Source organism: Methanomassiliicoccales archaeon LGM-RCC1 (genome assembly GCA_030168575.1).
In the GTDB taxonomy this organism is placed as follows: Archaea; Thermoplasmatota; Thermoplasmata; order Methanomassiliicoccales; family Methanomethylophilaceae; genus Methanoprimaticola.
Window position 1 is genome coordinate 695,979 of sequence record CP115555.1, and the last position, 16,801, is coordinate 712,779.

The window sequence follows — 16,801 nt, forward strand, 5'->3', positions numbered from 1 at the left end:
ATGAGGGACCTAGTACAGCTCTATTTCTCGGAACACAACATCGTGAACCACCACCTCTCGTCCTTCAACGACTTCCTCGCATCCGAGGACAACCCCAACAGCAGGATGCAGAGGATCGTCGACGACATCAGGGTCCCCACGGACGACGCGTCCCGTGGAATCATCAAGCTCGATCCCGAGCGCACCGGAGGCAGGAACATCGAGATCCGCCTGGGAAGGAAGAGGGACGAGGACGGACACATCGATGTCAACGCTAGACCGACCATCCGTGTTGGAGAGCCCTATGTGAAAGAGGCCAACGGATGCGAGCACTGGACCACTCCCATGGAGGCCAGGCTCAGAAAGTTCAATTACGCCTCCCGTGTCGAGGTCTTCTTCGAGATCATCGAGGACGGGCAGGAATCAGATGCTCCCGAGGCATCCGGATGGCTGTGGGTCGGAGACCTACCCATCATGGTCAAGTCCAAGGGATGCAGCCTATACCAGGACAATCTGGAACACCACCTCGACCGTCAGCTCACCCCCGAGGAATACGAGGAGGAGCTCGTCAAGGAGAAAGAGGACCCCAGGGAGCCCGGAGGATACTTCATCGTCGGTGGAACCGAGAGGGTTCTCATCACGCTCGAGGACCTCGCACCCAACAGGGTCATGGTCGAATACAACGAGAAATACGGCGCGGCAGTCGAAGTTGCCAAGGTCTTCTCACAGAAGGACGGATACCGCGCTCTGACCCTCGTGGAGAAGAAGAAGGACGGAATGCTCTCAGTATCCGTCCCCGCTGTCTCCGGATCCATCCCCCTCATCGCACTGATGAAGGCATTGGGAATGGAGTCCGATCAGGAGATCTACGAGACCATCGTCTCCGACGACCTCATGGCCAACACAGTTTACGCTAACATCGAGGCGGCATACGACAAGAAGACGTACGCCCCCAATGGATTCCACACAACGGAAGACGCCATCCTGTTCCTTGAGAGGAACTTCGCCGCCGGTCAGGCGAAGGAGTACAGGACGAAGAAGGTCGAATCCATCCTGGACCGCTCGCTGCTCCCCCACCTGGGAGACACATACGAGGACAGGAAGAAGAAAGCCATCTTCCTCGGCCGTGTGGCCCGTTCAGTCCTTGAGCTTTCTCTGGAGAAGAGGAACGAGGACGACAAGGACCACTACGCCAACAAGAGGCTCAAGCTGTCCGGTGACCTCATGGAGGACCTCTTCAGGACAAGCTTCAGCAGCCTCATGAAGGACCTGAAGTACCAGATCGAGAGGAACTGGGGAAGGAAGAAGAACGAGAAGTTCGACATCAACTCCATCCGTTCCTCGATCAGGACAGAGCTTCTGACGCACAAGCTCATCCACGCCCTCGCCACAGGAAACTGGGTCGGAGGACGTGCAGGAGTATCGCAGCTTCTCGACAGGACATCCAACCTGTCCGCCATGTCGCATCTCAGGAGGGTCACTTCCTCGCTCACGAGGAGTCAGCCCCACTTCGAGGCCCGTGACCTTCACCCCACACAGTGGGGAAGGCTGTGCCCCTCGGAGACGCCTGAGGGACAGAACTGCGGTCTGGTGAAGAACGCCGCACTGATCATCGAGATCTCCGAGGGAATCCCGGAGATGGACATCAGGTGGATGCTCAGGGAGCTCGGAATCAAATCTGTCAAGTCCGCTGACGAGACACGTATCTTCGTCAACGGGGACCTTGTCGGTGTCCACGAGGACGCCAAGAAGCTGGTCAGCGAGATCAGGGAGCGCAGGAGATGCGGTCTCATCTCGGGCGAGATCAACGTCCGCTTCGACCAGGAGACCAACGAGGTCATCATCAACTGCGATGAGGGACGTCTCAGAAGGCCCCTGCTCATCGTGAAGAACGGAAGGCTCGCGCTCACAAGGAAGCACATCGAGAACATCCGTGAAGAGAAGATCAAATGGAACGACCTGTTCCGCGAGGGAATCATCGAGTGGATCGATGCAGAGGAAGAGGAGGACGCTCTCGTCCTCGTCGACGCTTACGACGTGCCCAGCAGGTGCCCCTGCTGTAACCACGCCCTCTCACCCATGGACGCCGACTGGATGAACCCCGGAAAAGAGGGAGATGTCGTCCTGAAGTGCAAGTGGTGCGAGGATGAGTTCGTCGTCCCCACCAAGCTCGACCCCAAGTACACCCACATGGAGGTCGACCCCATGATCATCATCGGAGTGGGATGCGGTATCGTTCCCTACCCCGAGCACAACTCCGCACCCCGTGTCACAATGGGTGCGGCAATGGGAAAGCAGGCTCTGGGAATCGCGTGCTCCAACTACAGGATCAGGCCCGACACAAGGGGTCACCTGATGCACTACCCCCAGAGGCCCATGGTCTACACACAGACCATGAACTACATGCACTACGAGCACAGGCCCGCAGGACAGAACTTCTGTATCGCTGTCCTGTCCTACCATGGATACAACATCGAGGATGCGCTCGTCATGAACAAGAGCTCCGTGCAGAGGGGACTCGGAAGATCGACATTCCTGAGGTCCTATTCCGCAGAGGAGCACCGCTACCCCGGAGGAACCGAGGATGCGTTCGAGATCCCTCAGCCTGACGTCACCGGTGCACGTGAGGAGGACAAGTACTCCATGCTCGGAGAGGACGGTCTCATCCTGCCCGGTTCTCAGGTCGGAAGCTCCGACGTTCTCGTCGGAAAGACATCGCCTCCCAGGTTCAACGAGGAGGAGACAGACTTCCTCACTCCTCAGAAGAGGAGGGAGACATCCGTCACAGTCAGGCACGGAGAGAGCGGATACGTCGACTCAGTCATGATCACCGAGGACCTTGACGGAAGGAAGCTCGTACGTGTCAAGGTCAGGGACCAGAGGATCCCCGAGCTGGGAGACAAGTTCTGTTCGAGGTTCGGACAGAAGGGAGTCGTAGGAAGGCTCGTCGACCAGTGCGACATGCCCTTCACGGCCGACGGAGTCACACCCGATCTGGTCGTCAACCCCCACGGTATCCCGTCGCGTATGACCATCGGTCACGTGCTCGAGATGATCGCCGGTAAGGTCGGATCGATGGAGGGACGCTTCATCGACGGTACCGCCTTCTCCGGAGAGAACGAGGAGTCCATCCGTGACGGCCTCGTCAGGAACGGATTCAAGGACACAGGAAAGGAGATCATGTACGACGGAAGGACCGGAAAGATGATCCAGGCCGACGTCTACACAGGAGTCATCTTCTACGAGAAGCTGCACCACATGGTAAGCGGAAAGATGCACGTCAGGTCCAGGGGACCCGTGCAGATCCTCACCAGGCAGCCTACCGAGGGACGTTCCAGGCAGGGAGGTCTCAGGTTCGGAGAGATGGAGCGTGACTGTCTGATCGGTCACGGAGTATCCATGGTCATCAAGGACCGTCTCCTCGACGAGTCCGACGGAACGCAGCAGTGGATCTGCGGCAACCCGTCCTGCGGACACATCGCAATCATGGACAGGCACGGTTCCCTTTACTGTCCTGTCTGTAAGAATAATACAAACATCTACCAGGTTCAGACATCCTACGCCTTCAAGCTACTGATGGATGAGCTCCTGTCCCTTGGTGTGGCCATGAGGCTTCAGCTGGAGGATTTGAAATGACATACGGAATCACGAAGAGGATCGGTTCGATCAAGTTCTCCTGCCTCTCCCCCGAGGAGATCAGGAAGATGTCCGCCATCAAGGTCATCACCCCCGACACGTACAACGACGAGGGCTACCCCTACCCCGGCGGACTGATGGACCCCCACATGGGAGTTATCGAACCCGGAATCCGCTGTAAGACCTGCGGATGCAAGGTCGACGAGTGTCCCGGACACTTCGGACACATCGAGCTCGCCCTGCCCGTAATCCACGTCGGATTCATCAAGGACATCAAGATGCTTCTCGAGTCCACATGCTGCAAGTGCGGAAGGCTCATGCTTTCCGAGGAGCAGATCAAGGACCGTATGGACAGCATGGAGAAGATGGAGGAGCTCGGAGGAGGAACCATCGAGAAGAAGCTCTTCACGAAGGACACCGCCAAGGATGCATCCGGAAAGACCGTCTGCCCCTACTGTAACGAGACGCAGATCAAGATCAAGCTCGACAAGCCCACCACATTCAGGGAGGTCGAGGACAACCACAAGCTCACACCCAAGGAGGTCCGCGAGAGGCTCGAGAGGATCTCCGACGATGACCTGAAGGCCCTGGGAATCGACCCCGAGACATGCAGGCCCGAGTGGATGGTGCTCACAGTCCTCGCAGTGCCTCCCGTGTCCGTCAGGCCCTCCATCACACTGGAGGCCGGTGACAAGTCCGAGGATGACCTGACCCACAAGCTGGTCGACGTCCTCAGGATCAACCAGAGGCTCAGAGAGAACCGTGACGCAGGAGCACCCCAGCTGATCGTAGAGGATCTGTGGGAGCTTCTCCAGTATCACGTCACCACATACTTTGACAACCAGACATCCGGAATCCCTCCCGCGAGGCACAGGTCCGGACGTCCCCTCAAGACACTTGAGCAGAGGCTCAAGGGTAAGGAGGGACGTTTCAGATCCAACCTGTCCGGAAAGCGTGTCAACTTCTCGGCCCGTACCGTCATCTCGCCCGACCCGTTGCTCTCTATCAACGATGTCGGAGTGCCCACGTTCGCGGCAAGGGAGCTCACAGTCCCCCTCCGTGTCAACCAGTACAACATCGAGAAGGTCAGGGAGATCGTCAGGCGCGGTCCGATGGAGGACCAGCTGAACTTCCCCTACGTCCCCGGAGCGAACTACGTCATCCGTTCCGATGGAAGGAAGATCAGGGTCACAGAGAGGAATGCGGCAGAGGTCGCAGAGGGTCTCGACATCGGCTACACGGTCGAGAGACAGCTCGTCGACGGAGATGTCGTCCTGTTCAACAGGCAGCCTTCGCTGCACAGGATGTCCATGATGGCGCACCGCGTCAAGGTCATGGAGGGAAAGACATTCAGGTTCAACCTGTGCGTCTGTCCTCCCTACAACGCCGACTTCGACGGAGACGAGATGAACCTACACGTCCTGCAGTCCGACGAGGCCCGTGCCGAGGCACGCATCATCATGCAGGTCCAGGAGAACATCCTGTCCCCCAGGTACGGAGGACCCATCATCGGTGCCATCCACGACCACATCACAGGAGCGTATTTCCTGACTCACAACAACCCCCGCTTCAACGCAGAGGAGGCAGCAAACATCATGTTCAAGCTGCCCGAGGTGCCCCTCCCCGAGCCCATGGTGGACGAGGAGACCGGAGAGAAGTACTGGACCGGAAAGCAGCTCTTCAGCACTATCCTGCCCAAGGACTTCAACACAAGCTTCAGGGCCAACATCTGCAACTGCACCAACCAGGCGGAGTGCAAGAAGGGCAATTGCCCCAACGACGGATACGTCATCATCCGCAACGGAGAGCTGGTCTGCGGTACCATCGACGTCAAGGCGATCGGAAACAGCAAGGGAAAGATCCTCGACCGTATCGCTCGCGACTACGGCTCCGAGAGGGCCGCCCTGTTCATCAACCAGGTCACAAGGCTCGCCCTCGGTGCCCTGATGAACCACGGATTCAGTACCGGTATCAGCGATGAGGATATCCCCAAGGAGGCCTCGCTGCAGATCAACAACAACACACAGGAGTGCATCGACAAGGTGACCGCTCTGGTGGACTCGTACCGCTCCGGTACCCTCCAGCAGATGCCCGGACGTTCCCTCAGGGAGACCCTGGAGGTCAGCGTCATGCAGGTCCTCGGAAAGGCTCGTGATGATGCAGGTACGATCGCAGGAAAGTACCTCGGTATGGACAACCCCGCCGTCATCATGGCCAAGGCCGGAGCCCGTGGATCCATGCTCAACCTGTCTCAGATGGCAGGTTGTGTCGGACAGCAGGCTGTCCGTGGAGAGAGGCTGGCCAGAGGATACTGGGACAGGACGTTGTCGCACTTCGAGAAGGGAGACCTCGGTGCATACGCCAGAGGTTTCTGCTCCAACTCATACAAGTCTGGACTCACACCCACCGAGTTCTTCTTCCACGCAATGGGAGGAAGAGAGGGACTGGTCGATACCGCTGTCCGTACCTCTAGGTCCGGATACATGCAGAGGAGGCTCGTCTCGGCACTGGAGGACCTGAAGCTCACGTCCGACGGAACCGTCAGGAACACCGTGGGAACCGTCATCCAGTTCAAGTACGGAGAGGACGGAGTCGACCCTGCGAAGACCGTCAGGGGTAAGGCCATCGATCTTGATGACCTGTTCTTCGAGGTCTTCGGAGACGAGGCGGAGAACTTCAACCAGGAAGTCGAGAAGGACGTCGGAGGAGACTACGGATCCCTTGAGAAGGACGAGATGGAGTACATCGAGGAAGAGGGAGACGGAGAGGACATGGACGACCTCGATCTCGACTACGATGGAGGAGGTGAGTGATAATGGCGAAGAAAGACACCATGAAGGCACTGCTCAACAGGAGCATCAGCGAGGAGACCGCAACACTGCTCCTCACCAAGTTCAGCACCCTGAGCGACATCGCCCGTGCATCCGAGGAGGAGCTCGTGGAGCTCGGACTCAACGAGGAAGAGGCCAAGTACGTCCTCTCCAGCGTCGGATCCACCACCAAGAAGAGCACGGCATCCGCCACCAAATCCAAGAAGAAGAAGGACGAGGAGCCTGAGGTCAAGGCTGTGATGGAGGAGATCACTAACTTCTACACCTACAACGAGACCGAGCTCAGGCTCAAGGGATTCATGGAGAAGCTGGAGATCAAGCTGCCCATGAAGGTCATCGTGGACATCGCGGCCCGCATCGAGGGACACGAGGTAAGCGATGCCAAGTGCAAGGAGCTGCTCACCAAGGCCTACGACATGTACAAGAGGCACATGATGGACCAGAACGAGTCCGCCGGAGTCATGGCGGCCCACTCCATCGGAGAGCCCGGTACCCAGATGAACATGCGTACCTTCCACTACGCTGGAGTCGCTAACATCAACGTTACCCAGGGACTGCCCCGTCTGATCGAGATCGTGGATGCAAGGCGCATCCCCAGCACTCCTTCGATGGATATCCCTCTCGAGGGAATCGCAGCCCAGGACGAGAGCGTAGCACGCCTCGTCGCATCGAACATCGAGACGACCTCCATCCTGGACGTCGCCACCATCGACACGGACATCACCAACATGACGCTCATCGTCAGGCCTGATGTCCGCAAGATGGAAGATAGGCACCTGGAGATGGACGAGCTCGTCGACAGGCTCAACAAGGTCAAGGCCGTTCGCGGAATGGTCAAGCTGTCTGGATACGACATCGTGATCCAGTCGGATGAGCCTTCATACAAGAAATTACAATCCATGTACGACGCCGTCAAGACCGCGAAGATCAAAGGTATCGACGGAATCAACAGGGCCGTCCTGTCCAAGACAGAGGGCTACTGGAAGATCGTCACGGAAGGAAGCAACTTGAAAGAGGTCCTCAACGTTGAGGGAGTGGATGCTCCGAACGTCATGACGAACAGCATCCTGGAGGTCGCGGACGTCCTCGGAATCGAGGCGGCCAGGAACTCCATCATCCACGAAGCGATGGGAACCCTTGGAGAGGCAGGTCTTGATGTCGACATCCGTCACATCATGCTTGTCGCCGATCTCATGACCAACGACGGTTATGTGAAGGCAATCGGAAGGCACGGAGTGTCCGGAAAGAAGTCCTCGGTTCTTGCCAGGGCAGCTTTCGAGATCACCGCCGCGCACCTTCTGCACGCAGCTATGGTAGGAGAGGTCGACCACCTTGAGGGAGTTACCGAGAACATCATAGTTGGACAGCCGGTCACCTTAGGTACCGGTGCTGTAAACCTTATTTACACACCCAAGAAAAAGGGGGATAAAGAATGAGCGAAGTAGACATAAGCAGAGCTTTGAAATCCGCTATCACCACTGGAAAGGTGCAGTTCGGATTGGATCAGACATTGAAAGCAGTGAAGGCCGGACAGGCACAGATGATCATCATCGCAAGGAACTGTCCGTGCAAGGACCTTAAGGACGCAAATGTGAAGGTTCACATTTACGAGGGAAACAACATGGAGCTCGGTGCTCTGTGTGGAAAGCCTTTCTCGGTCTCTGCCCTTGCAATCATTGACAAAGGTAGCTCCAACATCTTAACGCTGTGAGGAACATGTCCGCAGATATCGTACTTACCGAGGATACGCTCAGGTACATCGCTCTCTTCGAGCAGATCACCAAGGCAAACGCCATCGACTGTATGGACACTGAGGACAAGCTCGTGTTCGTCGTCGAGAAAGGACAGGGCAACGTCGCTGTCGGAAAGAAAGGGGAGCATGTGATCAAGCTCAAGGACAAGACCGGAAAGAACATCCAGGTCGTTGAGTACTCAGATGATCCCGAGCAGTTCGTCAAGAACGTATTCCACATTTACGGTCCTCAGAAGGTCGTTATCGAGCAGCGCGGAAACATCACTCATGCGACAATAACAGTCGATCCCAAGCTCAAGGGCCGTGCGATAGGCAAGGCCGGCAAGAATCTGCGCATCGCCAGGGATATCGTGAACAGGCATCACGAGATCCAGAGCATCAGCGTGGACTGACGGTCCCCCTTACGATCTGCCTATCGGCGGTTTGGGAATCAGTTCAAACCTCTTACTTCAAACCACTTATTTTTACAATCAATTCAAAGGTGTTCTCTCCACCTCGAGGCCGTCCGCTGTGGGGTACTGCTCCGAGATGTAGCATTTGAAACCGAGGTCGTCGGCGATGTCCTCGAGCATCCAAGGAGCTACCTCGACCTTGTTCTCCAGTTTGATAAAAAGTTCATCTGGAACATTGAGTTCCCTCAGTTTCGAGACGATGGAATCCAGGTCCCCTCCGTAGACGTAGCCCCTCACGAGGGTGCCGTCGTCGGTGACCGCCTGATAGTCGGTGCAGATGTGCTCCGCACGGCGGATAAGCCTCTTCCTCAGCTGCACTCCGTCCTTGAAGGCCGAGGAACAGAAGTGAATGTTGGCCTTCTTGTTCGATTTCATCACGGCCATTGCGGTCTCGTAGGAACCGGACACAGCGGAGGATATGTCGTCCTTCACCTCGAAGGAGTGCTCCTCCATCATGCCCCAGTTGCTCTCCGAGAATTCCAACTCGTTGAAGTTGATGAATTTCACGCCGACCGAATCGGCGTACATCACCAGAGCGGAGAGCTTCTCGTCCTTCCCTGGGATCGCGGGCACTTCGATGCCGACATCCATCTCGGTGGATGCGATGATGTCCTTCAGGCAGGTGTCCTGCATATGGGTCCACATGGGTATCATCGGGTGGAAGCGGATCTCATCCAATCCGGCTTCCTCCAGCTTCTTCACCTTGTCAATGTCGAATGTCGCGGTGTACAGATGGATGTGATGGTCCTTTCCGAATGTATCCTTCAGGAGCCTGATCATGTGGAGGGTCCTGTCGATGTCCAGCAGGGGATCCCCTCCGGTTATCCCGGTACCGGTGGCATCCATAGATTCCGCCTCGGCGATGATCTCCTCGTCGGTGGACACCTTGGCCTCGTTGGCGTAGATCACATCAAGGCCTTTCTTCTCAAGGGAGACGGGGCAGTAATAGCAGTTCCACTTGCACTGGCCGGTGACCAGCAGGACCATCTTGGATCCGTTTATACAGTGCTCGCATCCTTCCGCCACATGGCCGTTACATGCCGAACCGCACTCCATCTTCTTGATCATGTGCTGACGTACGGCCCGATGGTTTATAACCCCTGTCGTGGTTAGAGTGGGCATGAAGACAGACAGCAGACTCGTGCTCGCGCTGGACGAGACCGACGGGAAGAAGGCATTGCAAGTGGCGGAATCCGTCAGCGGCATCGTCGATGCCATCAAGATCAACTGGCCCCTCGTCCTTTCTGAAGGGCCGCAGATGATCACGAAGCTGTCTGAGTTCTCCGATGTCATCTGCGATTTCAAGGTCGCGGACATACCGAACACCGTGAAACTCATCGTCGAGAACGCTGTTTCCAGGGGGGCATCGGCCGTCATAGTCCATGCATTCACCGGGGACGATTCGCTGAAGGCAGCAGTCGAGGCCGCAGGCGATGCGGAGATCTACGCCGTCACGGAGATGAGTCATCCCGGCGCGAAGATGTTCACCGCCCAGCACGCGGAGGAGATGGCAAGGCTCGGAGTGGAGTGCGGGGCGAAGGGATTCATCGCACCTGCCACGCGTCCTGACAGGATAGCAGCCATCCGCAGCGTGGTCGGCGACCTGAAGATCCTGTCCCCCGGAGTGGGAGCCCAAGGAGGCAAGGCATCCGATGCCATCAGGGCCGGTGCGACCTACGCCATAGTCGGCAGGTCGATCTACGGTTCAGACGATCCCAAGTCAGCGGCGGAGGCCTTCGCCGAGGATATAAAGACGGCCCTCTGACCGCCGTCCCTTATTATAATAAAAAAAATTACACGCACAAACGATTTAATATCTAACCGAGTATCAACGCCATTCATAAGACGGAGACTTATAGAATGCGCAAATTCGGAAAGGACTCAGCCGGCCCCTCTGAAGGGGCTGACCGCGAAAGCGGTACAGGGTGGTTGCAGAACCACTGTGCTATCGCCGTTTGCATCATCGCAATACTCGCTTTTGTATTGAGGACGGTGTTCGTTTACGGCGTTTCCGCAGGCAGCGACTTCGCGCTGTCGGGCGGTTCTGATGCACAATATCATCTGCACGTTGTCGAAAGCATACTCGATGGAAGCTTCATTTTTGGAAGTGATGCGGCTATCAACTATCCCATCGGAGGGTTGAACGTCAACCCGCCGCTCTACGATATGATCGCTGCCGCAATCGGAGCTATATCCTCGGCGTCGTTCGCCCTTGCCATCCTCGCACCGATATTCGGCGCACTCACGGTCTTCCCCGTGTACTTCATCGGGAAGGAGCTGGGAGGATACAAGATCGGCTTCGTTGCCGCACTCCTCTACGGTCTGATGGCGTTACCCATCAGTTCCTCGGTATTCTCCAACGGAACTGAATACGCCTTTGCAGCATTCCTAGTTGCAATCTTCACACTGGCCTTCATCAAGGTCGTCAGGAAGGTCAACGACAATGAGTTGGCCTTCAAGGAGATTGCCATCGCAGGTGTAATCCTCGGTCTGATAGCACTCTCGTGGAACGGATTCCGCGCAGTGTTCGTGATGCTGATCATCATCATGGTCATCCAGCTCGTCATGGACCGCTTCAACAGCAAGGATTTCAAGGAGCCTCTCTACAGTTACTCGATCATGATGTTGATCGGTATCGCAATCGGAGCGGCCTACTACATACCTGCAGGCCTTTGGGATGCGGTTTTCTCCGGACCTGTTCTCATCACAATCATCGCCGTGGCATTCGGATTCATCTTCAAGGCGCTCGAGAGCAAGCCTTGGATTTTCACGATCCCCGGCCTCGTCGCGGCATTCATCATCATCGCCGTGGTGCTGTTCTTCGCAGCACCCGACTACTGCAATGCCCTGATATTCGGAAACTCGATCTACAGCAACTCCCTTATGGAAGAGCTCGCTAAGGTCGGTGTGTCCATCTCGAAGATGTCCGCCTACTACGGATGGCTCCTCATGTGGATGCCTGCCATGCTCGGAATCTACGAGTTCTACAAATACGCAAGGAAGGAGCGCACCCACACCAAGCTCGCCTACACAATGTGGCTCTTGGTCCTCTGGTTCGCAGCCTGGACATCATATGGAACCGCAGTCGCAATGGGCTGTGTGTTCGCAGTCGCTTCCGCCATCGTCCTGGTCAAGGTCATCACGAAGGCCGACCTCAAGGCATGGTACGCAAGCATGAGGGGTGCCGGATTCCCCGGATTCCTCAGGAAGATGATCAAGCCTCTGCCCTTCCTCTCAGTAGTTATCGCGGTCTTCCTCGTGGCAGCACCCTGCATCGTCAACGCAGTCGACGCAGGAATCTCTTCCAACGAGGACTACGACTACTTCGGATACGGAAACACGACCTACACGGTCGAGACGAACGACGACTCATACCCCATGAGCTACATCTACGAGAACCTCCTGCCCCACATCAGCGACAACATCGCATTCGCCTCTTGGATCGATTACGCCGCAGATCTGGAAGCCAGGGGATTCATGACGGTGAACGATCCTACGGGAAGCGGCGCCTCAGCAGTAGCCCAGATGTATCTGGCACAGGGTAGCGCAGGAGCCACCGCGGCACAGATCGTCCGTCTGATGATGGCCAACCCTGAAGTTTCCTTCAACACAGCGTTCGGAGATTTCAGCAGGGTAGGAATGAGCATCAGCGACTACATCCAGAGCCCTGATGTCGCAAAGGACATCGTCCTCAACGACTCATCGTTCGGAAATGTCAAAGCCGACATCACCGACGAGAACGCGGTCTATCTTGCATCCATCAAGAAGATCACCGACAACATGAGCACATATGACATCATGGAGACCTACCAGAAGGCACGTGCGCTCACCGGTCAGCAGATCGGATACTACGTCTTGGACGGATCCATGCTCCCCCTGATGTACGGCGACGGAGACATCCTCTCCACTATCGCTTACTTCGCAGGCTACACCGTTGATGGATACGGAGCGGCTAGTCAGTTCTATTCCCTTATCACATACTACTCCAATTACTATCCCGCAGCCGCGACGGATGCTCTCTACGGCACCTTCCTCTGGAAGGCACTCATCGGAAACACTCCCGAGGACGCAGGATACTCATCATCGTTCTCGTACCTCTACGACCTCGCTTCCAGCAACGGAAAGGTCAAACCCACTCCCGGCGAGGGACTGGCCGGATACGAGATCATGAGCTGGTACGTCAAGTACAACCCCGACGCTCACGCTGCTGCATCCGACGACGGATGGGAGTACATGGACTACGCCGACGCGGTGGCCAAGCAGAGCAAGGACGGAGGAATCATCAACTACCTCTCGTCCATCATCGTCTACGAGTACGTCGGAACGGGATCATCCCTGATGACCTCCAGCGTCGCCAATGAGAACGACGAGCCCCTGAGCGGAATCACCGTCCAGGTGAAGTCATACAACGACTACTACGGTAAGAACACAGTCTACTACGAGACCAAGACCAACTCCAACGGAGAGTTCACCGTCATGGTCCCCGAGGATGGAGACTACACTCTGGTGTTCAAGAACGGAAGCCTCGAGCTCACCGCCACCGAGGGAGTCAACTACACCATCCTCAGTGCGAGCTTCATCGGATTGGTCACGCTCGGAAGCTCCCTCGAGATCATGGAGGATTACCTCTACGTGCTCGACTCCGGCGATGAGAAGTACTACCTCCAGTCCGTGATCGGAATGATCAGCAGCGCATCCGCGGTCGACGAACAGGGCAACTCGGTCCTGATCAAGCCCGGAGTGTACAGCTACGAGCTCCGCAACACCTCCGCAGCCGCGGTCGCATCCGGAACAATCACGCTGTACCCCGGAGAGAACAACGGACTGATGGTATCCCCCACATCCTACAAGGTCACCTTGTCGGCGACCGACTCGCACGGACAGGCCGTCTCTGAGGGTACCTTCGTGCTCACCAACACCTCCACCGGCGAGACATACACCACGGCCAACGTGGGAAGCGACACGTACATCTACGTCCCCAGCGGAACATACACCGTCAAGATGGAGGGCGGATACGTCACCACCTACTCGTCATCCCAGTCTGTGACCAGTTCGAGGACCATCAGCCTCACCGCATACGAGTCCGACAGCATCACCGTCAGGAACGCGAGCGAGCTGCTCCTCAACGCATACGGAGGAGGATTCACCACAACGGTCAGCTACGGACTCGTCGACCTTCCGGTCACGATCGGAGCCAACTCGACCGCATTCATGATCTACGGCAGCGACGGAACGGATGTCTACTACGGACAGTACACCGGAGCATCCACCAGCATCACCCTCCAGAGCAGCAAGGCCTGCGAGGTGACTGGATCCATCGGATCCGCAGGAACCGTCGTCTTCGTCAACGGCAGCATGTACTTCACGGCGACAGCCGGATCTGACGGAAAGTTCAGCATCCTCCTGCCCAGCCTCAGTTATGTCGTATATGCGTACAACGACAGCAACAAGGCATACCTCGGAACCGAGAACATCACCGGTGACAAGGACCTCGGAACGCTGTCCCTCGGAGACGGAAAGAAGATCACGGCAACTTACAACTACGCATCCGGAACGAGCTCGTCCAATGTCGGATTGGCATTCGCTCCGATCAGCCTCAGGTGCGAGATCGGCAACGGTACCTACACCCTGCCGGCACTGACCGACACCAGCGGAAAGGCGACGTTCGTCATCCCCAAGGATGCAACCGGAGTCACCGTCACCGCAGCCAACGGATCGGTCAACAACAGCAGCTTCAACGCATCTTCGCTCAGCAAGTCTGTCGAAGACGGAACCGCTGATGCATCCGCGACCGTCACCATCGACAAGTCCGGAATCGTCAGCCAGACTGTCAGGGCACCCTACACCATGACTCTCACTCCCTACGGAGGAGGAGACGACATCAAGTTCGACAGATCCGCGGTCCTCGCACCCGGACAGTACACCGCTAAGATCGACCCGGCTACTGGCAGCTACTTCAACGGTACCGTATACGTCCACCCCGGAGAGACATCCTTCACCGGATTGAACGTCATCGTGGTCTACGGAGTGAAGATCGTCAAGGGAGACCTCGACGAGCTCACCATCACCGGAGACAAGACACATGACAACTACAACGGTGACGATGTCTACTACTTCGAGTACGACTGCGACTACTACCTGAAGACCTCCAACCCCAGCACCGGCATGATCAGGAACGGCTACCTCAACCCCACCAAGACGGGAAGCGTGCCTGCATCCCTTGACATGACCACCAACGCCAGGACGAACGTCATAACCGGATACGTCGGCGCGATCGCTGACGGAACCGTCTACTTCTCCTACGAGGGCGGAGTGGTCGTCGAGGCAGAGGTCGAGAACGGAGCATTCACAATCGACATCCCCGACAACATCACAGTCGCGGCAGTCAAGGCGGAGGTCACAAAGACCATCGACGGCGAGGTCTACGGATACTTCGGATCCGTTTCCAATGTGGACCTGACGAGCGGAGTCGTGAACATACCCGTGTACAACAACGATGTCGCGGTCGACTACACCAGCGGAGACCTGCAGGTGAAGTTCAACTATGCCAACTTCGTCGGAGGATACGCGGATGCCAACATCACGGTGTACAACAACACCGATTCGCTGAAGACCTACGTCATCACCGCAGGCAGCGCATGGACCCTGGACGGAACATACCAGATCATCCTGCAGGCCGGAGAGAGCGGAAGCATCACGGTCGAGGGAACCTACGACGAGAAGTCGTCGGGAATCGGATCGCAGGGAGCGACCCTGACGGTCAAGGATTTCAACGGAACCACTTCAAAGACGGTCCACATCCTCGAAGGAGGGGCCGAGATCGATTTCAGCAGCGTCACTATGAAGACCGCCAGCGAGTGCGATAACAAGGACAAGCTGTCCGGATCGGAGTACATGTATGCATTGACATTCGTCAACGATGGGGCCGCTACCGCTCTCGACATCAGTGCGAGCGTCGGAGCAGGATACACCGTCGTGCTCATGACCGAGAACGGTGAACTGATCAAGCAGGCCGAGGACAGGTTGTTCGTCATCCCCGCAAAGACCACCACCGTGATCTACGCCAAAGTGATGACCATGACCAGTCAGATGACCACCGCACCTTCGATCACAGTGTCGACAGATCTGGGCTCCAAGACGCTCAGCCCGTCGACCATCGACCTCGAGATCGACTCGATGACCGTTTCCGGAGACACCGCAGTGGACGAGAGGTCCGGAATCCCCATGGGAATCTGGTTCATCTTCGGTCTTTCGATCATCATGCTCATCCTCATTGTCTGGATGGGCTCCAAGAGGGGGGTGTTCTCACGCAGATGAATAAAGCAATCTTCGGAATGATGGCTTTCCTGGCCCTGGCAGCTGTCTGCCTCGTGCCGGTCAGCCTCGATGCTAGCGGCGAAATTACCACCGACGGTGACGGAGTGTACAAAGTCTCAACCTCCGAGACCTTCAAGATCAAATACGATCTTGAAGAGGGCCAGGAGGGAGCTCTTACCTTCAACGCCAAGGTCGTCAACAAGGCCGGAGAGGCTCAGGCGAGCGCTATCTCCCCAAGCACCGGATCCCTCGAGGACGGAGTGGAGAAATCCCTCACCCTCACGGTCCCCAAGACCGCAGGCGAGTACACGATCGTGGTCGAGTTCCTGCTGGATGAGGTCAGGGTCGGCAGCGAAGAGAAGTACACCTTCTACGCAGTCAACCCCATCGTGCTCACAGTCAACCTGAAGGCGGACGACGTTACCCTCAACCTCGAGGAGTTCGGAGTCTACTTCTACATCGACGATGAGAAGATGGATGACAGTTACACCACCATCACTCTCGCCTCGAACGGTACCGGATCGGTCACATATGACTGGATCGCACACCCCGAGCCCAACAGCACCCACACGTTCTACGTGAAGTCTATCGGAGGAGAGGGAATGATCACCGGTCTGGATGAGGTGCACGTCTTCTACGCCAACGACAACGACTACGGCGGGATCACAGCATTGGCATTCATGCTGCTGATCCTTCTGATCGCAGCCGCTGTTTGGGTCTACCGCAAGCCCGTCAAGAACTTCGGTAAGCCCAAGTCCAGGCGCTGAAAACCTTAAAATCAAGGGAGGGGAGACCCTCCCACCTTACTTTTTTGCACTTCTCTTGAGAAAGAT

9 protein-coding genes are annotated in these 16,801 nt (G+C 56.7%); 8 read left to right on the top strand and 1 reads right to left on the bottom strand.

All coding sequences use genetic code 11. The annotated features are described in order from the left end of the window. The 5 genes from PED39_03445 to PED39_03465 are packed head-to-tail and all read left to right on the top strand — an operon-like array spanning position 1 to position 8,591. On the top strand, positions 1-3,615 hold the full coding sequence (locus tag PED39_03445) for a DNA-directed RNA polymerase subunit B (GenBank protein WII08270.1): 3,615 nt from the start codon (positions 1-3) through the stop codon (positions 3,613-3,615). After that, positions 3,612-6,428 (top strand): DNA-directed RNA polymerase subunit A', encoded by a 2,817-nt coding sequence (locus tag PED39_03450; protein WII08271.1) that lies wholly within the window; start codon positions 3,612-3,614, stop codon positions 6,426-6,428. Before PED39_03445 ends, PED39_03450 begins: the two co-directional genes overlap by 4 nt. Positions 6,429-6,430: 2 nt before the next feature. Then, complete coding sequence (gene rpoA2, locus PED39_03455) at positions 6,431-7,882, top strand: DNA-directed RNA polymerase subunit A'' (GenBank protein WII08272.1); 1,452 nt, start codon at positions 6,431-6,433, stop codon at positions 7,880-7,882. Next, positions 7,879-8,157 carry a 50S ribosomal protein L30e gene (locus PED39_03460; GenBank protein WII08273.1) on the top strand — a complete coding sequence of 93 codons (279 nt, stop codon included), beginning with the start codon at positions 7,879-7,881 and terminating at the stop codon, positions 8,155-8,157. Before rpoA2 ends, PED39_03460 begins: the two co-directional genes overlap by 4 nt. A gap of 5 nt (positions 8,158-8,162) precedes the next feature. Beyond that, the gene (locus tag PED39_03465) at positions 8,163-8,591 is read left to right on the top strand and encodes a NusA-like transcription termination signal-binding factor (GenBank protein WII08274.1); all 429 of its coding nucleotides are present in this window, start codon (positions 8,163-8,165) and stop codon (positions 8,589-8,591) included. 78 nt (positions 8,592-8,669) lie between these two features. Here the strand turns inward: PED39_03465 and PED39_03470 are convergent, their stop codons facing one another. Next, on the bottom strand, positions 8,670-9,719 hold the full coding sequence (locus tag PED39_03470; protein WII08275.1) for a radical SAM protein: 1,050 nt from the start codon (positions 9,717-9,719) through the stop codon (positions 8,670-8,672). Between the two features lie 52 nt (positions 9,720-9,771). On the opposite strand from PED39_03470, the gene pyrF reads away from it, so the two are divergent. The 3 genes from pyrF to PED39_03485 all read left to right on the top strand — a co-directional run bounded on the left by pyrF (position 9,772) and on the right by PED39_03485 (position 16,735). Then, complete coding sequence (gene pyrF / locus PED39_03475) at positions 9,772-10,416, top strand: orotidine-5'-phosphate decarboxylase (GenBank protein ID WII08276.1); 645 nt, start codon at positions 9,772-9,774, stop codon at positions 10,414-10,416. A gap of 95 nt (positions 10,417-10,511) precedes the next feature. After that, positions 10,512-15,968, top strand: coding sequence for a glycosyltransferase family 39 protein (locus tag PED39_03480; GenBank protein ID WII08277.1), 5,457 nt, complete (start codon positions 10,512-10,514; stop codon positions 15,966-15,968). After that, positions 15,965-16,735: a hypothetical protein gene (locus PED39_03485; protein WII08278.1), complete on the top strand. Its 771-nt coding sequence runs from the start codon at positions 15,965-15,967 to the stop codon at positions 16,733-16,735. Before PED39_03480 ends, PED39_03485 begins: the two co-directional genes overlap by 4 nt. The last annotated feature ends 66 nt before the right edge of the window (positions 16,736-16,801 follow it).